Source organism: Microbacterium sp. STRO-1N (assembly GCF_057748015.1).
Map to the genome: position 1 here is coordinate 2,413,669 of NZ_CM173234.1, position 20,439 is coordinate 2,434,107.

The following is a 20,439-nucleotide window of genomic DNA, read 5'->3' on the forward strand; positions in this document are numbered from 1 at the left end:
CCCGGCCATGATGACCGTATGACCGAGAAGATCGACTTCAAGAAGTCTCTCGATGCATACCGAGCGCGCAAGGGCGTGTTCCGCGTTCTCGAGGTGCCTCCCCTGCAGTACCTCATGATCGACGGTCATGGCGACCCGAACGCCTCCCCCGCGTTCACCGGTGCGATCGAAGCGCTGTACCCGCTGGCCTACGCGCTGAAGTTCGCCAGCAAGCGCGAACTCGATCGCGACTTCGTCGTGATGCCGTTGGAGGGGCTCTGGTGGGCAGACGACCACGCCTCGTTCACGACCGCTCGGGACAAGTCGCAATGGTCGTGGACGCTCATGCTCATGCAGCCCGATTGGATCGACGACGCGATGTTCGCGGATGCCGTGGCCACCGCATCCGCGAAGAACAAGGCCTCGCGGATCGACGACGTGCGCCTGCGGACTCTTACCGAGGGCCTGTCCGTGCAGACCCTGCACGTGGGAGCATACGACGACGAGGCGCCGGTGCTCGCGCAGCTGCACGACGAGTTCATCCCTCGGAACGCTCTGTCGATGACCGGCCTTCATCACGAGATCTACTTCAGCGATCCGCGCAAGGGCGATCCGTCCAAGCGCCGAACGATCCTCCGTCAGCCCGTGACACGTCGAATCGAGGCCTCATGACCGATCTCTCCCGACTGCTGGACGAGCACATCGCCCGCGGCATCGCCCCCGGGATCCTCGTGGCGGACGGCACCGCAGCGGGGCGCCTGGACATCACCACCGCCGGAGACATCGCCGACGATGCGATCTTCCGCATCCAGTCGATGACGAAACCCGTCACGGCCGTCGCGACGCTGCGCCTCGTCCAGCGCGGAGTGCTCTCCCTGGACGATCCCGTCCAGCACTGGCTGCCTGAACTGGCGGACCGACGCGTGCTCCGCACACCGACCTCGCCCCTGACGGACACAGGACCGGCTGACGGCCCGATCACCGTGCGGCACCTGCTGACCAACACGTCCGGGTACGGGATGGTCGCGACCCCGTCGCCGCTGAAGGACGCGATGATCGCGAATCGGACCGAGGCGTCACAGGATGCCGTCGACATGGGTGCACAGGAATGGCTGGATGCATTGGCCGACCTCCCCCTCGCCTTCCATCCGGGACACGGCTGGCGCTATCACCAGTCCTTCGGCATCCTGGGCATCCTGTTGTCCCGGGTGACCGGCGGCCCCCTCGAAGATCACCTGAACTCTGACCTCTTCGAACCGCTGGGGATGGTCGACACCGCCTACACCGTGCCGACGGAGAAGGCCGATCGGCTGCCGGCCGCCTACCGTCGGGACGATCAGGGGGTGCTGGTCGAAGTCGAGCCTCGCGCCGACGGCTTCTACGTAGCCCCCGCGCCGTTCGACGTCAGCCACGCCGAACTCGTCTCGACGGCCCGCGACTACGCGGCCTTCGCGCGCATGCTGGCATCCCGCGGGGTCCTCGGGGGCGAGCAGTTCGTGGACCCGGAGCTGCTCGACCTCATGCGCACCGACCAGATCACGGACGCGCTCAAGACGCCGGACAGCTTCTTCCCGGGGTTCTGGGACGACCTCGGCTGGGGATTCGGCGTGTCCGTCGTCACTGGGGGCGAGCATGCCGGACGCATCGGATGGTCCGGCGGGCTGGGCACGGATTTCTTCATCGACCAGGACGGATCCTTCCGGATCGTGCTGACCCAGATGGAGATGGGCCCTGCCGTCATGGGTCTCTTCGACGATCTGCAGCGGTTGCCCGTGCAGCCGCTCAGCTGACGGCGACGCCGATCGCAGTCGCGATCACGGCGAGCAGCGGCAGCGTGCCCTGCATCGTCGCGGCGCGCGCCTTAGACCGGTCCGAGAGGATCAGAACCAGGGCCGCGGCGAGCATCATCCCTGTGCCGGCGAACACGAGCGTGAGGCCGACGGTCGTGGCTCCGACGATGAACAGCCCGACGCCGAGAAACGCCGTGAGCGCGAGGAACAGATTGTAGAAGCCCTGATTGAACGCCAGCGACTTCATGGTCTCGGCATCCGCCTCGCTCGCCACCCCGAAGATCTTGCGGGTCGCGGGCTCGTTCCACTTCAGCGATTCGAGCGCGAAGATGAAGACGTGGAAGGCCGCGGCGGCCGCGGCGAGGATGAGGCCGGCGATGATCATGTGCTGATCCTCTCGCGTCGGAGACTCCGCGGCAAACTACACCAGGAAGATCGGCAGCGCCCCGGGGTTGTGGGCGTGCACCAGCACCGCGAAGACGACGGCGTCGAAGAGCAGGTGCACCGTGACGACGTAGGCCAGCGAGTGCGTGCGCAGGAAGATGAAGCCCTGCAGCAGGGCGAACGGGATCGTCAGCACCGGTCCCCATTCGCGATAGCCCAGCTCCCACAGGAACGACACGAACACCACCGACTGCAGGACGTTCGCCACCGCATTCGGGAAGTGACGACGCAGCAGCGCGAACACCGTGCAGATGAAGAACAGCTCGTCCCAGATGCCGACCGCGCCGACGCCGACGAACAACCGGGCGATGAGCTCCGGCGTATCGACGACGGGCCAGTTCTGATAGACGCCACTGGTGATGAAGTAGAACGGCAGGATCAGCCAGCCGAGCACCAGCACGGCGGCCAGCCAGCCCCACTGCAGTCGTCCCCAGCGCTGACCGGTGCGCCACGGGAAAGAGATGGCGCGATCGCGATAGACGTACCGCGAGATGACGTACGGCACGACGACGGCGCCGCCCAGCGCCAGTGTGAACCGCAGCATGGCCGCGTTGTCGAGTTCGGCCGCGAGCGGGATGACGCTGACGATCAGCATCCCGATCGCAATCAGAGAGAGGTCCCGCGTCAGCGACGGAGCGGATGCCGTGATGGCGCGCCGCTCGAGCGCCCACGCCGCACCGACACCGGCGGCCAGCAGCACCCAGCCCAGCCAGGCCCACTGCACGACGAAGAACGCGGGAGCGGCCAGGCAGACCAGCGCCGCCGGTGCGATCGCCCAGCGCGCAGTCACGCCGGCGCTCACGCGCGGGGCTTCCGCCGATACACGAGATCGCGGATGTCGCGTCCCTTGGTGATGCCCTTGCGCTCGAACGCGGTCATCACACGGCCATCGAAGCGGTCGGCCCAGTCGCCGTCGAACGCCCGCTCGAACTGCGGCTCGGCATCGAGCACCTCGCGCATCTGCAGCGCGTAGTCCTCCCAGTCCGTGGCCAGACGCAGGACGCCGCCGTCGGCGAGCGCCCTGGCCGCCGTGACACCGAAACCGTCGCGGATCAGCCGACGCTTGGTGTGACGATTCTTGTGCCATGGGTCGGAGAAGAACACCCAGATCTCGGACGCGCTCCCTTCGGGAAGGTAGGTCGAGAGCACCTCCGGCGCATTCGCCTCGACCAAACGGAGGTTGCGGACGCCCGCCTTGTCCGCGTCCAGCATCGTGCGTGCCAGCCCCGCTCGGAACACCTCGATCGCGAGGAAGTCGTCCCCCGGGCGCGACGCCGCGGCCGACACGATCGCGTGGCCCTGTCCGGAGCCGATCTCCACGATCAATGCGGCATCGCGGCCGTATTCGGATGCCACGTCGAGCCGAGCCTCCGGGTGCACGCTCGTCGACGCGACATCCCGCGGGACGTCGAGGAGATAGTGGCCCGCCAGGTCCGCGAACGCCCGCTCCTGCGCCTCCGACATGCGACCGCTGCGACGGACGAAGGACACGGGTTCATCGCGGAAAGTGCGGGGCTCGGGCATATCTCAAGGGTAGCCGGGCCGGCACCGCACCATCACGGAGCGGTGACGAAGTCGATGAGCTCCTCGACCCGGCCGAGCAGTGAGGGCTCGAGGTCGCGGTAGGTCGTGACCTTGCTCAGAATGGCCTGCCACGCGCGGGCGATGTCGGCCTGATCCGCATGCGGCCATCCGAACGCCTTGCAGATGCCGATCTTCCACTCGATGCTCCGTGGGATCTCCGGCCAGCGCGCGATTCCCAGTGCCTCCGGCTTCACGCACTGCCACACGTCGACGTAGGGGTGGCCCACGATGCGGACATGTGCACCATGGGGTCCGCGAGCCACGGCATCCGCGATGCGCGACTCCTTGGATCCGGGGACGAGGTGGTCGACGAGCACACCATAGCGGCGCTTCGCGCTGGGCGGCTCAGCCGCGAGCAGTTCATCCAGGAGGTCGACGCCCTGCAGGTACTCGACGACGACGCCCTCCACGCGCAGGTCGGCTCCCCACACCTTCTCGACGAGCTCCGCATCGTGACGGCCCTCGACGAGGATGCGGCTGGGCAGCGCGACGCGGGCGCGCTGGTCCGCCACGACGAAGGACCCGGATGCGGTGCGCCGAGGCCCCTTGTCCTTGGGCGCGGGCGGCACGAGCTTGACCGGCTGGCCGTCGATGAGGAACCCGCCGCCGAGCGGGAAGAGCCGCTTCCGGCCCTTCCAGTCCTCCAGTTCCACTGTGCCCGACTGCACCTTCGTCACGGCACCGCAGAAGCCGTCGTCCGCGACCTCGACGACGAGGTCCGGCTCGGCCGGGACCTGCGGGATCTTCTTCGCCGCACGCTCCTGCCACCCCGTCGCGAGCACATCAGCGCCGTACCTGTCCTCCATGCCTTCCAGCGTATGTGCGTCCGAACCGGTTCCCTGCGGCGACACAGACAGTTTCCGTACAGTCGGTACCCTCGGTTCACGTCAGTGAATAGACTCGTGCTCAGTGGGGGCCCAGCGTCTCCTTGGAGGGAGCAGAATGCGGTCTCGGAAGACGATCATCCCGGGGGTGATCGTGGCAGTACTCGCTTCCGGAATGCTCGCGTCGAGCGCCGTGGCGACTTCGCCGGTGACGTTGGATGCCGGATTCGTCACGGACGAGACCGGCGTTCTCAGTTCCTCCGAGATCGATGCGGCGAACGCACGACTGGACGCACTGAGCGAAGCGTCGAACGGCGATCTGTACGTCGTACTCGTGGACGAGTTCACGAATCCCACCGACAGCGTCGAGTGGGCGGATCAGACCGCGATCGACAACGGGCTGGGCGCCGATCAGTACCTTCTCGCGATTGCCGTCGACTCCCGCCAGTACGCTCTCTCTGCCGACGGAGAGGGCCCGCTCAGCGACGGCCAGGTCGATGCGATCACGCAAGCGGTCGAAGACCGACTGCGCGACGGAGAATGGAGTGGTGCCATCATCTCGGCCGCTGATGCCTTCCCCGGGCCGTCGAATGCGGGCTGGATCCTGTTGTTCGTCCTGATCGCGGCCGCCGTGGTCGCTCTGATCATCTGGCTCGTCGCCCGCGCGAGGAAGAAGGCGCGGGGGGCACAGCCCGCCGCTCCCGATCCGAACGACCCGTTCTCCGGCGTGAGCGACACCGACCTGGAGCGACAGGCGGGCCGCGCTCTCGTCGAGGCGGACGATGCGATCACGTCCAGCCGCGAGGAGCTCGGATTCGCGGTCGCCCAGTTCGGTGAGGACTCGACGGCGCAGTTCACGCAGATCGTGGATCAGGCCAAGTCGAAGGTCACGGAGGCGTTCGCGCTCAAGCAGCAGCTCGATGACGAGAACGAGGATTCCGCGGAGCAGCGCCGAGCCTGGCACATCCAGATCATCCAGCTGTGCGCGGCGGCGGACGAACTGCTCGACGACAACATCGAGGCCTTCGAAGAACTGCGGAAGGTCGAGGCCGAGGCTCCGGCAGCGCTGCAGCGCGTGCAGGTGCGCCGGAGCGAAGCCCAGTCCGCCGTGTCCGCTCTGCCCGGGGCGCTTGCGACTCTGGCCGCGACGTACGACGCCACCGCTCTCGGCACGGTCACCGAGAACCCCGTTCAGGCGGCCGAACGACTCGCCCTCGCCGACACCGAGATCGCCGAGGCGACGAGTCTCCTCGCGGAAGGCCGGACCGGCGAGGCCGCGTTCTCGATCCGCACGGCGGAGCAGGCCGTCGTGCAGGCCGAGCAGCTGGCCGCCGCCGTGACGACGCTCGGCGCGAGCCTGGCCGCGATCGAGGATCAGGCGAAGGCGCTCATCGCCGACCTCGAAGCGGACCTCGCCGCCGCAGCGCAGACGCCCGACCCCCGCGGCGCGATCGCCCCGCTCATCGCCGGTACCCGCACCAGAGTCGATGAGGCGAGCGCCGCACTGAACAGAGCCGGCCGGGATCCGCAGCGGATCGTCGACACGCTGGCAGAGGCGAACACCGGGATCGACGGAGCACTCGCACAAGTGCGTGACGCGGCGCAGCAGGCGCAGCGCGATGCACGGACCCTGCAGCAGCGGCTCCTGCAAGCGCAGTCGCAGATCTCGACGGCGAACGACTACATCAGCACGCGCCGCGGTGCGATCGGCGCGACCGCCCGTACGCGATTGGCCGAGGCCGACGCCGCCTACCGCGAGGCGATCGCCGCGCAGGCCACCGACCCTGCATTCGCGCTCGAACGCGCGACCCGCGCCTACAATCTCGCTTCCGAAGCGATCTCGACCGCCGAAGGCGAGGTGCAGTCGTGGACCCCCGGCAACCCGTTCGACACGGGTTACGGCACCGGCTACGGCGGCAACTACAGCCGTGACAGCGGCATCGGCGGGGACATCCTCGGCGGCATCCTCGGCGGGCTGTTCGCAGGTGGCGGGGGCGGAGGTGGCGGCGGCTCCTGGAGCGGCGGCAGCAGCTGGCGCTCCAGCGGCGGCAGCAGCAGCCGCGGACACCGGCCGTCCAGCTTCGGCGGCGGCTCGAGGAGCAGCTCCCGAGGCGGCCGGTCCCGCGGCGGCCGATTCTGACCCGGCATCCCAGACCCGAATGACGTCAACGACCAACCGAAAGGAACCACCCATGGTAAAGCAGTCCATCTTCGGACGAATCTCGACCCTCGTCCGCGCGAACATCAACTCGCTCCTCGACTCGGCCGAGGACCCGCAGAAGATGATCGATCAGCTCGTGCGCGACTACACGAACAGCATCGCGGATGCCGAGGCGGCCATCGCAGAGACGATCGGCAACCTGCGTCTGCTCGAGCGCGACCACGAGGAAGACATCCAGGCCGCCAAGGACTGGGGTAACAAGGCGCTCGCCGCCAGCCGCAAGGCAGACGAGCTGCGCACCGCCGGCAGCACCGCGGATGCCGACAAGTTCGACAGCCTCGCCAAGATCGCACTCCAGCGTCAGATCAGCGAAGAGCGCGACGCGAGGACGGCCGAGCCGACCATAGCTGCGCAGACCGAGATCGTCGACAAGCTCAAGAGCGGCCTGAACGGGATGAAGGAGAAGCTCGGCGAGCTGAAGGCGAAGCGCAGCGAGCTGCTCGCCCGCGCCAAGGTCGCCGAAGCGCAGACCAAGGTGCAGGACGCCGTCTCGTCGATCAACGTGCTCGACCCGACGAGCGAGCTCGGCCGGTTCGAGGACAAGGTCCGCCGCCAGGAGGCCATCGCCCAGGGCAAGGTCGAGCTGGCCGCTTCCAGCCTCGACGCCCAGTTCGAGAGCCTCGACGACCTCGGCGAACTCACCGAGGTCGAGGCTCGTCTGGCTGAGCTCAAGGCCGGCGGCACCCCGCAGGCCCAGCTCGGTTCCTGACACCAGGCGGATGCTCCGGGCCACTGGTCCGGAGCATCCGCGTTTTCCCTATCCGGAGGTCGACATGGCCCACTTCCTCGTCGTGCCGCAGTGGCAGGGCTCCCCCGCCGCCCGCGCGATGCTGCTCACCGACGGAGCCGCGGCCATCGCCGGCGATCTTCCGCGCGCCGCCACCACGATCCTGGACGTCCCGCTCGAAGCGGGCGAGTCGCTCGGGACCGGTGTGCATCGCCTCAGCGCCCTGCAGCGGGTCCGCGAACTCGTGCGCGACAACCTCGAACCTGGTGCCGTCCTGATCGGTGGCGACTGCAGCATCACCGTCGCCGCGCTCGCCGCCATCGACGGCGGCACGGATGACCTCGCCGTGGTCTGGTGCGACGCGCATCCGGATCTGCACACGCCGGAGACCTCCCCTTCCGGGGCCTTCTCCGGAATGGCGCTGCGCGCCGTCCTCGGCGAGGGAGAACCGCAGCTCGCGCTCACCCCAGGCATCCCGGCAGAGCGGATCGTCGTGGTCGGCGCCAGGGCCGTGGATGCCGAAGAGGAAGCACCCCTGGCTCGGTTCCCGCAGGTCTCGGCCTCGGCGCTGTCCGTTCCGGATGCTCTCGCCGACGCCATCGCGGCGACCGGCGCCTCGCGCGTCTGGGTGCACGTCGACGTCGACGTGCTGGACCCGTCCGAGATCATCGGCGTCTCGAGCCCCGCACCCTTCGGTGCGAACACCGCGGAACTCAGCGCCGCACTGCGCCGCCTCCGAGAACGCGTGCCGCTCGCGGGCGCGACCATCGCGGGATTCGCACCTCGCTCCCCCGTGGACGCCGTGGACGACCTCGGCACGCTGCTGCGCCTCGTCGGAGCCGTCGCGTGACTCCGACGCCGCCCGCGGACTGGCAGGAGCGCGCGCAAGCCGAACTCGATCGCGGACGTCGATTCGACCGCCGCATCCCCTCGATCCTGCTGCGCTCGCCGATCAGCCGTATCGGCTACTGGTGGGGCACGGCCGTCGGATGGACGTGGGGGGCGCTGTGGAGCACCGGTCCCGTCGAGCGACGACACGGACTCTGGGTCTTCCGCGGGATGCCGTCCTGGACGTTCAATCGGGGCGGCGTCTGCGTCGGCGGATGCTTCCTCACCGGCGACAGGGATCCGAGCGAAGCGATCCTGCGCCATGAGGCCGTGCACAAAGCCCAGTGGCTGCGCTACGGATTCCTCATGCCGATCCTGTACCTGTTCGCCGGGCGCGATCCGCTGCGCAACCGGTTCGAGATCGAAGCGGGCCTCGAGGACGGCAACTACGTCCGTCGCACGGGGCGCTGAACCTCAGCGATCGGTCGGGAGAAGGCCGAACTGCTCCGGCGCGTGAATCGACGACGCGGGAACATTCAGAGCGATCGTCAGGTGCTCGACGATGTCGGCCGTGCCGAGATAGCCGCCGAGCAGTGTGATGTTCGTCGCAGCGCCGTCCTCGCAGAGCATCTCGTCTGCCCAGGCGCAGGTTGCGCGCGACAACGCGGTGCCCGGCGCGCAGACGCGCCCGGTTCCGGGTGCGCCGGATCGGGCCGACCGCGCGAGCCAGGTGACCGTCATCCGCGGCGGCGCCTGCACCGTGCCGATGTCGGTCTGATCGGCGACCTCGATGAAGATCCGCCCGGTCGCGCACAGCGGCATCGTGGCGAGGAAGACCTCGAGATCCGCGAGCGAGTTCTCATCAGCAGTCACCAGGTGGTGCGAACGCTGACGAGCCGCGCGGCGCTCGGCACGTGCGGATCGGTACTCGACGGAGGTGCTGCTCATGATGCCTCCATCATATCACCGCATGAAGGGTTGCCTTACCTTGCTCAGCACCTCCGTGAGCATTCGACTCACGGGGCGTCAGCGCCCGCTTGAGTCCCGGTCGTCGTCCGTCTCGACGAGTGCCGTGCGCAGAGCGGCGAGCTCGGCATCCGTCATCCCCTGCGCACGCAGGTAGTCGGACGTCGATCCCCAGCGTTCGTCGATCGATGCCAGCAGAGTGCGCATGGCCTCAGCCGGCGACTGCGTCGCCAGCGCGACGACGTGCTGAGCGTCCGGATGCTGAGAGCGCAGGTACGCCGCGATGCGGCGGTTGCGCTCCTCGGGCAGCTGCGATTCCGTCAACGCGTAATCGGCGATGATCGCCTCACGGTCGGCGCCGACGGCATCCAGTGCCAGCGCGATCGTCACTCCCGTGCGATCCTTGCCGACCGTGCAGTGCACGAGCGTGCGTCCACCGCGCGCGATGATGCGCAACGCCTCCGCGAGCCGGGTGCCGCTCTGCTCGAGGAGGTGCGCGTACAACTCGTCCAGACTGCTGTCCTCTTCGAAGAACGAGGCGACCGAACCAAGGAACAGCGGCAGATGGGTCGTCTCCAGCCCCTGCACGGCGGAGGGCTCCGAGGCGACCTCGTCATCGGCGCGCAGATCGATGATGTGGTCGACGTGCCCGCTCAGCGCGCTCGCGCCCTCGCTCGTGATGCCGGCCAGATTCGCTGAGCGCAGCAGGCGACCGGATGCGATGCGGCCGCCGGCCACCGGTATCCCGCCGACGTCCCGGACATTCCAGACGCCGTCGATGGTGAGGACGGTCACGCCGATGCCTGCCCGCCGCGGGGCGGGACCGGGTAGCGACCGGCCACCACGACGCGGTTGAACGCGTTGATCGAGATGCACGCCCAGCTCAGCGCCGCATACTCCTTCTCGGTGAACACACTCCCGACCGTGTCGTAGACGTCGTCGGGGATGCCGTCCTCATGGATGAAGGTGAACGCCTCGGCGAGCTCCAGCGCCGCACGCTCGCGATCGGAGAACACGCCGCTCTCACGCCACGTCGCGATCTGGGTGAGCACATCGGCATCCAGCCCGGCGGCGACCGCGCGGTCGACGTGGATGCGCGTGCAGTAGGCGCAACCGTTGAGCTGCGAGCAGTGGATCATCACGATCTCCTTGAGGCGATCGTCGATTCCGTTCGCCGCACAGATCTCGCCGACGGTCTTGGAGAAGGCATCCAGCGCCTGATAGGCGGCCGGCTCGGTCCTGGACAGGTGCACGCGCGTCTCGGTCATGGTTCCAGCTTAAGACTTTTCCCATGGACCGCCCCGAACGCACGAAACGCATTTCAGCAAGCTGACAGTGCTTTTTTGCGACAAATCGATAACTGGAAGACGGCACATAATTGTCATATCGATCTCGCATTTCGCCGGCCGTTCTCGGCAGAGGAGAATATGCACGTGCCGACCGACACCAGCGAGTTCCGCTATCTTCCCGCACAGGCCCAGAGCGTCTCCGTTCCCGTCCCCGCGGCCAGCCGCGTGGAAGTCGAACTCCCCGACGGCCGTGTCCTCAGTGCGCTGCGCTTCGGCGACGCAGAGCCACAGGTCGTGTTCCTCCACGGAGCAGGACTGAACGCGCACACGTGGGACACCACGATCCTGCGTCTGCAGGAGCCGGCGCTCGCGATCGATCTCGCCGGACACGGCGACTCGTCCTGGCGGAACGACCTCGACTACTCGCCGCGGAACCTCGCCGCGGACATCGCCGAGGCCCTGCCGCACTGGACGAGCGCGCCCGTCGTACTCGTCGGGCAGTCGCTGGGCGGCCTGACCGCGGCCGCTCTCGCGAGCGCGCATCCCGCACTCGTGCGCGACGTGGTGATCGTGGACATCACCCCGGGCATCGACGCATCCGGAGGGCCGGCGGAACTGCGCGAGTTCTACCGGGTGTCCGATTTCGCAAGCCGTGACGAGCTGGTCGATCGTGCCATCGCCTTCGGTCTCGGCGGCTCCCGTGCCGACACCGAACGCGGCGTCTTCTTCAACTCCCGCATCCGGGAGGACGGCCGCGTGGAGTGGAAGCACCACTTCGCACACATCGCAGCGCAGGTGTTCGCCGCTCCCGACCAGGCGGCGCACGCAGCACCGGGTGCCGTCCTGAACGCGACGGGCTGGGACGATCTGGGCGGTGCGGCTGCGCCGCTCACGCTCGTACGCGCCGCGCGCGGGTACGTCAGCCCGCAGGATGCCGAGGACTTCCGTGCTCGTCTCCCCCACGCCGACGTCATCGAGATCGACGCGACCCACAACGTCCAGGAGACCGCACCCGATCGTCTGGCCGACCTGATCCGCTCCCATCTGTCCGACGGAATGTGACAGCGCATTCCGACGTTTCCCACCCGGTACCCACCGCACCATAGGCTCGACCCGACCGGCACACAGCGCCGCCGGCTGAGAGGATCCGCACTCATGTTCATCCGCACCCGACGCCGACTCACCGCCGTCACAGCTCTGGCCGCAGCCGCGATCGTGCTGACCGCGTGCACCGGCTCCCCTGAGCCCGTCGAGACTTCGGTCGGCGAACCCGACCCTGAGGCCACGCTGACCGTCGGCCTCGTGCTCGAGCCCACCAACCTCGACATCCGGCACACCTCGGGTGCGGCACTCGAGCAGATCCTCATCGACAACATCTACGAGGGCCTGGTCACGCGTACGCAGACCAACGAGATCGAACCTCGCCTCGCCTCCGAGTACGAGGTGTCCGACGACGGCCTGACGTACACGTTCACGCTCAACGAGGGCATCGTCTTCCACACCGGCGAAGCCCTGACGTCCGCCGATGTCGTCGCCTCCTACGAGGCCGTGCGCACGGACGCCACGCTGCAGGGCCATGACGACTTCGCCCAGGTCGCCTCCATCACGGCACCGGACGCGGCGACGGTCGTGATCACTCTGACCCAGCCGAACCAGAACTTCCTGTTCGCCCTCACCGGTCCTGGCGGGTTGGTGTTCCGCTCCGGCGACGCCACCGACCTGCAGACGGCCGAGAACGGCACCGGCCCGTTCACGCTGACGCGCTGGAGCAAGGGATCTTCCATCACCTTCGCGCGCAACGACGCATACTGGGGCGACCCCGCTGGCGTGGCCGAGGTCGTGTTCGAGTACATCCCGGACTTCACGTCCGGCGTCAACGCCGCCCTGGACGGCAGCCTCGACGTGCTGACCGCCGTCGATCCCAACCTCGCTCCGCAGCTCGAGGATTCCGGCGAATTCGCGCTCACGACCGGCAGCACCACCGACAAGGCGACCCTGGCGTTCAACAACGCCGCGGCCCCGCTCGACGATGTGCGCGTGCGCGAGGCGCTGCGCCTGGCCATCGACCACGAGGCGCTCGTCGAAGCGGTCGGCGCCGGGCAGACTCTGTACGGCCCCATCCCCGAGCTGGATCCCGGATTCGAGGATCTCTCCGATGTCGCCCCGTACGACCCGGAACGCGCCAAGGAACTGCTCGCCGACGCCGGCCAGGAGGACCTGGAGCTGACGCTCACGATCCCGAACTTCTACGGCACCACGGTGTCTCAGGTGCTGATCTCCGACTTCGCGGATGTCGGAGTGACACTGGATGTCGAACCCGTCGAATTCGCGACCTGGCTCGAGGACGTCTACACGAACAAGGACTACGACCTCAGCTTCGTGCTGCACGTCGAGCCGCGCGACTTCGGCAACTTCGCGAACCCGGACTACTACTTCGGCTACGACAACGCCGAAGTGCAGGCGCTGTACACCGAGGCACTCGCCGAGGTCGACGCCGACGCGTCCGCCGAGCTGCTGGCCGAGGCCGCGCGCATCGTGTCGGAGGAGCACGCGGCCGACTGGCTGTACAACGGCGAGACGATCACCGCGCTGCGCCCGATCGTGTCCGGGTTCCCGCAGGATTCGATCAACTCGCGCATCAACCTCGCAGGCGTGACGGTCGCCTCGGACTGACCATCGGATGCTGCGATACGCGCTCACACGAGGAGCCCTGCTGATCGCAGGGCTCCTCGTGTCGAGCGTGCTGATCTTCCTGACGCTGCGGGTCTTTCCCGGTGACGTCGCCCAGCTCATCGCTGGAACCCAGGCGAGCCCCGAGCAGGTCGATCAGCTCCGCGAGTCGCTCGGGCTGAACCGCCCGCTCGCGGCGCAGTACGTCGACTGGATCGGCGGCATCCTGAGCGGCGACCTCGGCACATCCCTGCTGTCGGGCGCGTCCGTGGGCGAGGAGCTGGCGCTGAAGGCCCAGGTCACCGTGCCGCTCGGCATCCTGGCACTCGTGATCGCGCTGCTGATCGCCGTGCCCTTCGGCATCCTGTCGGCCGTGCTGCGCGGGCGGATCTCCGGTACCGGGCTCAGCGTCGCAGCCCAGGCCCTCGCCGCCGTTCCCGTGGTGTGGGCGGGCATGATGCTCATCGTGGTCTTCGCGATCTGGCTCGGCTGGCTGCCCGCCCAGGGATTTCCCCGCGACGGATGGGCGGAGCCGTGGCAGGCGCTGCGGGCGCTCGTCCTGCCCGCGCTCACGATCGGGATCGTGGAGGGCGCGATGCTGATGCGGTTCGTCCGCAGCGCCACGCTGCAGGCCGCTGGCCAGGACTTCGTCCGCACCGCTGCCGCGAAGGGGCTCAGCCGGAATCGTGCGCTCATCCAGCACGGCATCCCCGCGGTCGGCCTGTCGATCATCACCGTGCTCGGGCTTCAGGTCGCCGGGATCATCGTCGGCTCCGTGGTGATCGAGCAGCTGTTCACCCTGCCGGGCATCGGGCGCATGCTCGTCGCCGATGTCGGCACACGGGATCTGATCAAGGTGCAGAGCGAACTGCTCGTCCTCACCGGCTTCGTGCTGGTCGTTGGTTTCGTCGTCGACCTCGTGCACCACATCGTCGATCCACGACAGCGGGAGGCCGCATGACACCGCGCTGGCTGCGCGCGCTGTGGAGGTCGGGAACCGGCCGCTTCGGCATCATCGTCGTGCTCGTGATCGCCGTGACCGCCCTGGTCTCGCTGTTCTGGACCCCCTTCAGCCCCCTGTCCACCGATCTGAAGGATCGCTGGGCCGCCCCGGGCTGGCCGCATCTGCTCGGGACGGACGGCACCGGACGCGACATCCTGAGCCTCATCATGACCGGAGCGCGCACGACGGTGTTCGTCAGCGTCGGCGCCGCGATCATCGCGACCGTCGTCGGCGTCCTGCTGGCCGCTCTCGGCGCGCTCACGGCGCGCTGGATGCGCGAGACCATCGCCGTGCTCGTCGACATCCTGATCGCCTTCCCCGTGCTCATGATCGCGATGATGATCTCCTCGGTCTGGGGCGGGTCGCTGTGGGTCGTCATCTGGGCGGTCGGCATCGGCTTCGGCGTGAACATCGCCCGTGTGACGCGACCCGAACTGCGTCGCGTCCAGCAGAGCGACTTCGTGCTCGCTGGGCGCGCGTCCGGTCTCACCGCGACCCAGAACCTCACCCGCCACCTGCTGCCGAACGTCGCCCCGGTGTTCATCGTCCAGCTGTCCTGGTCGATGGCCGTCGCCGTGCTCGCGGAGGCCGGTCTGAGCTATCTCGGGTTCGGCGCCAGCGTCACGGAGCCGTCCTGGGGCATCCTGCTCGCCGACCTGCAGCGCTACATCGGTGTGCACCCGCTCTCCGTGATCTGGCCAGGGCTCGCGATCACGATCACGGTGCTCGGCCTCAACCTGCTCGGCGACAGCCTGCGCGAGGCGACCGACCCGACGCTGGCGCACCGCGCCGCCGAGGTGCACACACCGGAGGTGGTCGCGTGAGCATCGCCTCCCGTGCCGCCGCACACCTGACCGTCTCCGACCTCGTGGTCGAGATCGACGGACGGCGCGTGATCGACGGCATCTCGTTCGAGGTTCCGGCAGGTGCACGACTCGGCCTGATCGGCGAGTCGGGATCCGGCAAGTCGCTCACGGCGCTCGCGATCCTCGGTCTCCTGCCGGCAGGCGCCACCGCCGGCGGCAGCATCCGCTGGGGCGACACCGAACTGCTCGGGATGCCGGACCGCGAACTGGCCCGGTACCGCGGCGACGACATCGGCATCGTGTTCCAGGAACCGCGGACCGCGCTCAACCCGATCCGCACCGTGGGGCGGCAGATCGCCGAGTCGCTGCGCATCCACACCGGAGCATCCCGCCGTGAGGCCGCGGCCCGAGCGATCGACGAGGCACGACGCGTTCGTCTCCCGGAGCCGGAGTCGATCGTCAACCGCTACGCGCACCAGCTCTCAGGCGGTCAGCGGCAGCGCGTGGCGATCGCGATGGCGCTGGCGTGCCGTCCTCGACTGCTCATCGCGGATGAGCCGACGACCGCGCTCGACGTCACGATCCAGGCAGAGATCCTCGATCTGATGCTCTCCCTGGTCCAGGACGAAGGGATGTCGCTCGTCTTCATCACGCACGACCTCGCCGTGCTCGCCCAGGTGGCCACGCACGGCGTGGTGCTCGAGCACGGCAGGGTCGTCGAGTCCGCGCCCGTGGCGACGCTGCTCAGCGCTCCGACCTCCCCGATCACCCAGGGGCTGCTGCGCGATGCCACGACCACGCTGTGGCGACCGGACGGAGGGTCGCGATGAACCAGCAAGGCGAAGGAGCCGGTCCGCTGATCCGGACGCGGGGGCTGAGCCGTGAGTTCGCGGTCCCGAAGCGGACCCTGTTCGAGCGCGCCCGCACCTCGACGGCACTGCACCCGACCGATCTCGACATCGCCGCTGGCTCGTCGGTCGGCATCATCGGAGAATCCGGGTCAGGGAAGTCCACCCTCGTCCGGCTGCTGCTCGGGCTCGACCGGCCGTCCGGCGGGACCATCGACATCGAAGGGCGGAGGGTGGATGCTGCGGCATCCGCTCGCTCGCTGCACTGGCTGCGGCGGATCACCGGCCTCGTCTTCCAGGACCCGTACGCGTCCCTCGACCCGCGGATGAGCGCCGGCCGGATCATCGCGGAGCCGCTCTGGGCGCTCGGCATCGAGGGCGATCGGCGCGCGCGCGTGCGCGAGGTCCTGAACAGGGTCGGACTCGACGCCGAGATGGCCGACCGCTACCCGCACGAGTTCTCCGGCGGTCAGCGCCAGCGGATCGCCCTGGCGCGCGCGATCGTGCACCGGCCGCGCATCCTCGTCGGCGACGAACCGATGTCCGCACTCGACGTCACCGTGCGCGCGCAGATCCTGCAGCTGCTCGCCGAACTCGCGCTGACCGACGACCTCACGCTGCTGCTCGTGTCGCACGACATCGGCGTCGTGCAGAACCTGTGCGATTCCGTGATCGTCATGAAGGACGGACGCGTGGCCGAACAGGGAACGACCGACGAGGTGCTGCTGCATCCCCGCGAGGACTACACCAAGGCTCTTCTCGCCGCGATCCCGGTGATCGAGCAGCGCGAGAACTGATCAGCGCGCCGGACGCATCCCCCAGCGCCGCCCCTTCGGCTTGAGCCTGCGCTGCAGATACACCGAGCCGATGGGACGGCCGAACTTGTAGTCCACCTTCCCCAGGCGTCCGACCTCGACGAATCCCAGGCGCTGGTGCAGCCGGATGGATGCCTCGGCGTTGCTGTCGCTGATGACGGCCATGATCTCGCGCAGTCCGACGGCCTCGCACGCGTCGATCAGCGCCTGGAGCAATGCGGTTCCCAAGCCCTTCCCGCCGGCGCCCGGCCCGAGATAGATCGAGTCCTCTGCGGTGTACCGATACGAGTTCTTGCCCTGCCACGGAGAGACGAGAGCGTAGCCGAGGACGTTTCCCGTCGGCGAGACCGCGACCAGGAACGGCAGCCCGAGCTTCGTCAGCGTCGCGAGCTTCTCTCGCCAGTAGCGGTGCGTGCTCGGCTTCCCGTCGAATGTGACGGCCGAGTTCGCGACGTAGTGGTTGTAGATCTCGCGGATGTCGGGCAGGTCGCGCGCGGTCGCCGGGCGGATCGAGTAGGTGAAGACCTCCGGTTCCGGCTCGGGCTGACGCAGATGACGCGGCAGACGGCGGCGCCGATCCCCGGGTTCGAACTGCATGCGATCAGCTTAGAACGTGAGTCCGGGCAGCTGCGCCTTCTCCTGTTCTCCGGCCACGTGCCAGTCGACGGCATCCGCGCCCTGTTGTTCGAGCAGCGCGTTCGCACGCGAGAAAGGTCGCGAACCGAAGAACCCGCGGCTCGCGGACAGCGGCGACGGATGCGCGGACGCGATCACGGGTGCGGAACCGAGCAGCGGCCGCAGCTTCTCGGCATCCTTGCCCCACAGCACCGCGACCAGAGGTCGATCCCGCGCCACGAGCGTGCGGATCGCGAGATCGGTGACCTGCTCCCATCCCCAGCCGCGGTGGGAAGCCGCTTCCCCGGGGCGCACCGTCAATACGCGGTTCAGCAGCAGGACGCCCTGGTCGCTCCACGCGGTCAGATCGCCGTGCGGTGCGGGCGGGATGCCGAGATCCGACGCGCGCTCCCGGTAGATGTTGACCAGGCTGCGCGGCAGCGGGCGGACGTGCCGGTCGACGGCGAACGACAATCCGATCGGATGTCCGGGTGTCGGATACGGGTCTTGACCGGAGATGAGCACGCGCACGTCGTCGAGGGGACGCTGGAAAGCCCGCAGCACGTTCTCCCCCGCGGGAAGATACCCGCGCCCGGCATTCTGCTCGGCGCGCAGCCGTTCGCCGAGCCCTGCGATGACGTCCGCGACCGGAGCGAGAGCCTCAGCCCACCCCTGGTCGATCAGCCCCGCGTCGGCCAGCTCGGTCAGCGAGCGATGCGGCATCCGTCGCTCAGCCCTCGAGACGCGGGCGCAGCGGACCGCGCGCCAGAAGGTGGTTCGCGGACTGCGCCACCGGGCGCATCGTGACGAGATCGAGATTGACGCGACCCGGCGCGTTCAGTGCGTAGGCGATGACATCCGCGACATCGGAGGCCTGCAGCGGCTCCTCGACCCCGGCGTAGACCGCGTCGGCCGCGACCCGATCGCCGCCGAGCCTGTTGAGGGTGAACTCCTCGGTGTGCACCATCCCAGGGGCGATCTCGACGACGCGGATGGGTTCTCCGTTGAGCTCCTGACGCAGCGCGCGAACCAGCATCGCCTCGGCGGCCTTGGCCGCGTTGTACCCGCCGCCACCCGGGTAAGCCACCTGGGCGGCGGTCGAAGTCACGAAGATCGTGTCGGCGTGTCCGTCGGCCTCGGCCGCGCGACGCAGCAGCGGCATGAGTCCGGCGACGAGCCGCTGCGTCGCGAGCACGTTGACCTCGTACATCCACTGCCAGTCGTCGACCGAGCCGTCCTCGATGCGATCGGTGCCGCGCGCACCACCGGCGACCTGCACCAGGGCGTGCACCGGCCCCGTCGACTCGAGCTCGGAGATCAGCGCTTCGACCGCGGCGGCGTCGGTCAGATCGCACGCGACGGCCGACGCTCCCGTCTCGGAGACGAGCGTCGCGAGGCGATCCTCGCGCCGCGCGACGCCGACGACGTCCCAGCCGCTCGCGCGCAGCGCGCGAACGGTCGCCTCTCCGATTCCTGTGCTCGCTCCGGTCACCACTGCGCGCCTTGTCACCATGTCATCCACCGTACGACGTTCTGCACGGTTTCCCACGTCGACGCGTGTTACGTCACATTTCCGGACTGTTGTTGACAGGCATCCCTGTTCCGTACTCTCGCTGCAACGGCACCCGCCATACCCGCATCCGAGAGTTCCAGGGGGAACCCAATGTCCGCACCCGAGTCCTGGCGTTTCGAGACCAAGCAGATCCACTCGGGCGCCGCTCCCGATCCGGTCACCAAGGCCCGTGCCACGCCGATCTACCAGACCACGTCCTACGTGTTCGACAACGCGGACCATGCGGCCAACCTGTTCGCCCTGGCGGAGTTCGGGAACATCTACACGCGCATCCAGAACCCGACGCAGGATGTCGTCGAGCAGCGCGTCGCGGCGCTCGAGGGCGGCACCGGCGCGCTGCTGCTGGCCAGCGGCCAGGCAGCGTCGACCTTCGCGGTGCTGAACATCGCCGAAGCCGGTGACCACATCGTCTCGTCGAGCTCGATCTACGGCGGCACCTACAACCTCTTCAAGTACACGCTCGCCAAGCTCGGCATCGAGACGACGTTCGTCGAGAACCAGGACGACGCCGAGGAATGGCGCCGCGCGGTCCGCCCCAACACGAAGCTGTTCTTCGGCGAGACCGTCGGCAACCCCAAGATCAACGTGCTCGACATCCGCACGGTGAGCGACGTCGCGCACGAGGCCGGCGTCCCGCTCATCGTGGACAACACGATCGCCACGCCGTATCTGCTGCGTCCGTTCGAGCACGGCGCCGATATCGTCATCCACTCGGCCACCAAGTTCCTCGGCGGGCACGGCACGACGATCGGCGGCGTCATCGTCGACGGCGGCAAGTTCGAGTGGTCCAAGAACGTCGAGCGCTTCCCCGGGCTCACCGAGCCGGACCCGTCCTACCACGGCGCCAGCTACACGACCGCCGTCGGCGACGCGCTCGCCTACATCATCAAGGCACGCGTGCAGCTGCTGCGCGACCTCGGCTCCGCGATCTCGCCGCAGAGCGCCTGGCAGCTCATCCAGGGCATCGAGACGCTCTCGCTGCGCGTCGAGCGCCACGTGCAGAACGCCCAGGAGATCGCGGAGTGGCTCGACAACCACCCCGACGTCGCGAGCGTCAACTACTCGGGCCTTCCGACCTCGCCCTGGTACGCCAAGGCCAACGAATACCTGCCCAAGGGCGTCGGCGCGGTGCTGTCGTTCGAGCTGAAGGGCGGTGTCCAGGCCGGACGCGAGTTCGTGAACAGCCTGTCGCTGTTCAGCCACCTGGCCAACATCGGAGACGTCCGCTCGCTCGTGATCCACCCGGCATCCACCACGCACTCGCAGCTCACCCCCGAGCAGCAGCTCACCGCCGGAGTGACGCCGGGGCTCGTGCGCCTGTCGCTCGGCCTCGAGAACGTGGAAGACCTCAAGGCGGACCTGGAGCAGGCCCTCGCCGCCGCGCGTCGCGTCTCGGACGCCGCGCGCGCATAAGCCCCGCCTCACGGGACAGGATGCCTCGGACCACGTGGTCCGAG

At 68.5% G+C, this 20,439-nt stretch carries 23 protein-coding genes; 13 read left to right on the forward strand and 10 right to left on the reverse strand.

Going from position 1 to position 20,439, the window contains the following annotated elements:
- Positions 1-18 precede the first annotated feature (18 nt).
- Positions 19-651: a GyrI-like domain-containing protein gene (locus AC3ANJ_RS11715; RefSeq protein WP_488316453.1), complete on the forward strand. Its 633-nt coding sequence runs from the start codon at positions 19-21 to the stop codon at positions 649-651.
- Complete coding sequence (locus tag AC3ANJ_RS11720) at positions 648-1,769, forward strand: serine hydrolase domain-containing protein (protein WP_488316454.1); 1,122 nt, start codon at positions 648-650, stop codon at positions 1,767-1,769. The genes AC3ANJ_RS11715 and AC3ANJ_RS11720 overlap by 4 nt, the downstream gene beginning before the upstream one ends.
- Here the strand turns inward: AC3ANJ_RS11720 and AC3ANJ_RS11725 are convergent.
- The 4 genes from AC3ANJ_RS11725 to AC3ANJ_RS11740 are packed head-to-tail and all read right to left on the reverse strand — an operon-like array spanning position 1,762 to position 4,603.
- Complete coding sequence (locus AC3ANJ_RS11725; protein ID WP_488316455.1) at positions 1,762-2,154, reverse strand: DUF1304 domain-containing protein; 393 nt, start codon at positions 2,152-2,154, stop codon at positions 1,762-1,764. The two genes, AC3ANJ_RS11720 and AC3ANJ_RS11725, sit on opposite strands and share 8 nt — an antisense overlap.
- 36 nt (positions 2,155-2,190) lie before the next feature.
- On the reverse strand, positions 2,191-3,015 hold the full coding sequence (locus tag AC3ANJ_RS11730; RefSeq protein ID WP_488316456.1) for a CPBP family intramembrane glutamic endopeptidase: 825 nt from the start codon (positions 3,013-3,015) through the stop codon (positions 2,191-2,193).
- Complete coding sequence (gene trmB / locus AC3ANJ_RS11735) at positions 3,012-3,737, reverse strand: tRNA (guanosine(46)-N7)-methyltransferase TrmB (protein ID WP_488316457.1); 726 nt, start codon at positions 3,735-3,737, stop codon at positions 3,012-3,014. The genes AC3ANJ_RS11730 and trmB overlap by 4 nt, the downstream gene beginning before the upstream one ends.
- A 32-nt stretch (positions 3,738-3,769) precedes the next feature.
- Complete coding sequence (locus AC3ANJ_RS11740) at positions 3,770-4,603, reverse strand: DUF3097 domain-containing protein (RefSeq protein WP_488316458.1); 834 nt, start codon at positions 4,601-4,603, stop codon at positions 3,770-3,772.
- 172 nt (positions 4,604-4,775) lie between these two features.
- Here AC3ANJ_RS11740 and AC3ANJ_RS11745 point away from each other — a divergent pair, with 172 nt between their 5' ends.
- The 4 genes from AC3ANJ_RS11745 to AC3ANJ_RS11760 all read left to right on the forward strand — a co-directional run bounded on the left by AC3ANJ_RS11745 (position 4,776) and on the right by AC3ANJ_RS11760 (position 8,868).
- The gene (locus AC3ANJ_RS11745) at positions 4,776-6,761 is read left to right on the forward strand and encodes a TPM domain-containing protein (protein ID WP_488316459.1); all 1,986 of its coding nucleotides are present in this window, start codon (positions 4,776-4,778) and stop codon (positions 6,759-6,761) included.
- A 52-nt stretch (positions 6,762-6,813) separates the two neighbouring features.
- On the forward strand, positions 6,814-7,551 hold the full coding sequence (locus tag AC3ANJ_RS11750) for a PspA/IM30 family protein (protein WP_488316460.1): 738 nt from the start codon (positions 6,814-6,816) through the stop codon (positions 7,549-7,551).
- Positions 7,552-7,615: 64 nt separating this feature from the next.
- The gene (locus AC3ANJ_RS11755) at positions 7,616-8,419 is read left to right on the forward strand and encodes an arginase family protein (RefSeq protein ID WP_488316461.1); all 804 of its coding nucleotides are present in this window, start codon (positions 7,616-7,618) and stop codon (positions 8,417-8,419) included.
- A complete protein-coding gene (locus AC3ANJ_RS11760) occupies positions 8,416-8,868 on the forward strand; it encodes a Fe-S oxidoreductase (RefSeq protein ID WP_406249689.1) in 453 nt (150 codons plus the stop codon). Before AC3ANJ_RS11755 ends, AC3ANJ_RS11760 begins: the two co-directional genes overlap by 4 nt.
- Positions 8,869-8,871: 3 nt before the next feature.
- Here AC3ANJ_RS11760 and AC3ANJ_RS11765 read toward each other — a convergent pair whose 3' ends face one another.
- The 3 genes from AC3ANJ_RS11765 to AC3ANJ_RS11775 form a co-directional block, all read right to left on the reverse strand.
- A complete protein-coding gene (locus tag AC3ANJ_RS11765) occupies positions 8,872-9,345 on the reverse strand; it encodes an SIP domain-containing protein (protein WP_406249687.1) in 474 nt (157 codons plus the stop codon).
- A 78-nt stretch (positions 9,346-9,423) separates the two neighbouring features.
- Positions 9,424-10,158: a tyrosine-protein phosphatase gene (locus tag AC3ANJ_RS11770; RefSeq protein WP_488316462.1), complete on the reverse strand. Its 735-nt coding sequence runs from the start codon at positions 10,156-10,158 to the stop codon at positions 9,424-9,426.
- Positions 10,155-10,631, reverse strand: a complete 477-nt coding sequence (locus AC3ANJ_RS11775) for a carboxymuconolactone decarboxylase family protein (RefSeq protein ID WP_488316463.1) — start codon at positions 10,629-10,631, stop codon at positions 10,155-10,157. Before AC3ANJ_RS11775 ends, AC3ANJ_RS11770 begins: the two co-directional genes overlap by 4 nt.
- Before the next feature lie 159 nt (positions 10,632-10,790).
- Between AC3ANJ_RS11775 and AC3ANJ_RS11780 the strand changes: the two genes are divergently transcribed.
- The 6 genes from AC3ANJ_RS11780 to AC3ANJ_RS11805 all read left to right on the forward strand — a co-directional run bounded on the left by AC3ANJ_RS11780 (position 10,791) and on the right by AC3ANJ_RS11805 (position 16,776).
- Positions 10,791-11,714, forward strand: coding sequence for an alpha/beta fold hydrolase (locus AC3ANJ_RS11780; protein ID WP_488316464.1), 924 nt, complete (start codon positions 10,791-10,793; stop codon positions 11,712-11,714).
- Positions 11,715-11,807: 93 nt separating this feature from the next.
- A complete protein-coding gene (locus AC3ANJ_RS11785) occupies positions 11,808-13,325 on the forward strand; it encodes an ABC transporter substrate-binding protein (RefSeq protein WP_488316465.1) in 1,518 nt (505 codons plus the stop codon).
- A gap of 7 nt (positions 13,326-13,332) precedes the next feature.
- The gene (locus AC3ANJ_RS11790; RefSeq protein WP_406249682.1) at positions 13,333-14,283 is read left to right on the forward strand and encodes an ABC transporter permease; all 951 of its coding nucleotides are present in this window, start codon (positions 13,333-13,335) and stop codon (positions 14,281-14,283) included.
- Positions 14,280-15,149 carry an ABC transporter permease gene (locus tag AC3ANJ_RS11795; RefSeq protein ID WP_488316466.1) on the forward strand — a complete coding sequence of 290 codons (870 nt, stop codon included), beginning with the start codon at positions 14,280-14,282 and terminating at the stop codon, positions 15,147-15,149. Before AC3ANJ_RS11790 ends, AC3ANJ_RS11795 begins: the two co-directional genes overlap by 4 nt.
- The gene (locus AC3ANJ_RS11800) at positions 15,146-15,961 is read left to right on the forward strand and encodes an ABC transporter ATP-binding protein (protein ID WP_488316467.1); all 816 of its coding nucleotides are present in this window, start codon (positions 15,146-15,148) and stop codon (positions 15,959-15,961) included. The genes AC3ANJ_RS11795 and AC3ANJ_RS11800 overlap by 4 nt, the downstream gene beginning before the upstream one ends.
- The gene (locus AC3ANJ_RS11805) at positions 15,958-16,776 is read left to right on the forward strand and encodes an ABC transporter ATP-binding protein (protein WP_488316468.1); all 819 of its coding nucleotides are present in this window, start codon (positions 15,958-15,960) and stop codon (positions 16,774-16,776) included. Before AC3ANJ_RS11800 ends, AC3ANJ_RS11805 begins: the two co-directional genes overlap by 4 nt.
- Here the strand turns inward: AC3ANJ_RS11805 and AC3ANJ_RS11810 are convergent, their stop codons facing one another.
- Genes AC3ANJ_RS11810 through AC3ANJ_RS11820 form a run of 3 tightly spaced genes read right to left on the reverse strand, consistent with a single transcriptional unit; the run spans position 16,777 to position 18,922 of the window.
- Positions 16,777-17,391 carry a GNAT family N-acetyltransferase gene (locus AC3ANJ_RS11810; RefSeq protein WP_488316469.1) on the reverse strand — a complete coding sequence of 205 codons (615 nt, stop codon included), beginning with the start codon at positions 17,389-17,391 and terminating at the stop codon, positions 16,777-16,779.
- Positions 17,392-17,400: 9 nt separating this feature from the next.
- Positions 17,401-18,132 (reverse strand): uracil-DNA glycosylase, encoded by a 732-nt coding sequence (locus tag AC3ANJ_RS11815; protein ID WP_488316470.1) that lies wholly within the window; start codon positions 18,130-18,132, stop codon positions 17,401-17,403.
- Positions 18,133-18,139: 7 nt separating this feature from the next.
- On the reverse strand, positions 18,140-18,922 hold the full coding sequence (locus tag AC3ANJ_RS11820; protein ID WP_488316471.1) for an SDR family oxidoreductase: 783 nt from the start codon (positions 18,920-18,922) through the stop codon (positions 18,140-18,142).
- Between the two features lie 150 nt (positions 18,923-19,072).
- Here AC3ANJ_RS11820 and AC3ANJ_RS11825 point away from each other — a divergent pair, with 150 nt between their 5' ends.
- Positions 19,073-20,395, forward strand: a complete 1,323-nt coding sequence (locus AC3ANJ_RS11825) for a bifunctional o-acetylhomoserine/o-acetylserine sulfhydrylase (protein ID WP_488316472.1) — start codon at positions 19,073-19,075, stop codon at positions 20,393-20,395.
- Positions 20,396-20,439 lie beyond the last annotated feature (44 nt).

What these genes read in the sequence shown, in the direction of transcription:
- AC3ANJ_RS11715 (WP_488316453.1), top strand. Translation starts at nt 19, where the DNA reads ATGACCGAGAAGATCGACTTCAAGAAGTCTCTCGATGCATACCGAGCG.
- AC3ANJ_RS11805 (WP_488316468.1), top strand. Translation starts at nt 15,958, where the DNA reads ATGAACCAGCAAGGCGAAGGAGCCGGTCCGCTGATCCGGACGCGGGGG.
- AC3ANJ_RS11750 (WP_488316460.1), top strand. Translation starts at nt 6,814, where the DNA reads ATGGTAAAGCAGTCCATCTTCGGACGAATCTCGACCCTCGTCCGCGCG.
- AC3ANJ_RS11825 (WP_488316472.1), top strand. Translation starts at nt 19,073, where the DNA reads ATGTCCGCACCCGAGTCCTGGCGTTTCGAGACCAAGCAGATCCACTCG.
- AC3ANJ_RS11820 (WP_488316471.1), bottom strand. Translation starts at nt 18,922, where the DNA reads ATGGTGACAAGGCGCGCAGTGGTGACCGGAGCGAGCACAGGAATCGGA.
- AC3ANJ_RS11755 (WP_488316461.1), top strand. Translation starts at nt 7,616, where the DNA reads ATGGCCCACTTCCTCGTCGTGCCGCAGTGGCAGGGCTCCCCCGCCGCC.
- AC3ANJ_RS11780 (WP_488316464.1), top strand. Translation starts at nt 10,791, where the DNA reads ATGCACGTGCCGACCGACACCAGCGAGTTCCGCTATCTTCCCGCACAG.
- AC3ANJ_RS11740 (WP_488316458.1), bottom strand. Translation starts at nt 4,603, where the DNA reads ATGGAGGACAGGTACGGCGCTGATGTGCTCGCGACGGGGTGGCAGGAG.
- AC3ANJ_RS11815 (WP_488316470.1), bottom strand. Translation starts at nt 18,132, where the DNA reads ATGCCGCATCGCTCGCTGACCGAGCTGGCCGACGCGGGGCTGATCGAC.
- AC3ANJ_RS11765 (WP_406249687.1), bottom strand. Translation starts at nt 9,345, where the DNA reads ATGAGCAGCACCTCCGTCGAGTACCGATCCGCACGTGCCGAGCGCCGC.
- AC3ANJ_RS11720 (WP_488316454.1), top strand. Translation starts at nt 648, where the DNA reads ATGACCGATCTCTCCCGACTGCTGGACGAGCACATCGCCCGCGGCATC.
- AC3ANJ_RS11810 (WP_488316469.1), bottom strand. Translation starts at nt 17,391, where the DNA reads ATGCAGTTCGAACCCGGGGATCGGCGCCGCCGTCTGCCGCGTCATCTG.
- trmB (WP_488316457.1), bottom strand. Translation starts at nt 3,737, where the DNA reads ATGCCCGAGCCCCGCACTTTCCGCGATGAACCCGTGTCCTTCGTCCGT.
- AC3ANJ_RS11785 (WP_488316465.1), top strand. Translation starts at nt 11,808, where the DNA reads ATGTTCATCCGCACCCGACGCCGACTCACCGCCGTCACAGCTCTGGCC.
- AC3ANJ_RS11790 (WP_406249682.1), top strand. Translation starts at nt 13,333, where the DNA reads ATGCTGCGATACGCGCTCACACGAGGAGCCCTGCTGATCGCAGGGCTC.
- AC3ANJ_RS11795 (WP_488316466.1), top strand. Translation starts at nt 14,280, where the DNA reads ATGACACCGCGCTGGCTGCGCGCGCTGTGGAGGTCGGGAACCGGCCGC.
- AC3ANJ_RS11725 (WP_488316455.1), bottom strand. Translation starts at nt 2,154, where the DNA reads ATGATCATCGCCGGCCTCATCCTCGCCGCGGCCGCCGCGGCCTTCCAC.
- AC3ANJ_RS11775 (WP_488316463.1), bottom strand. Translation starts at nt 10,631, where the DNA reads ATGACCGAGACGCGCGTGCACCTGTCCAGGACCGAGCCGGCCGCCTAT.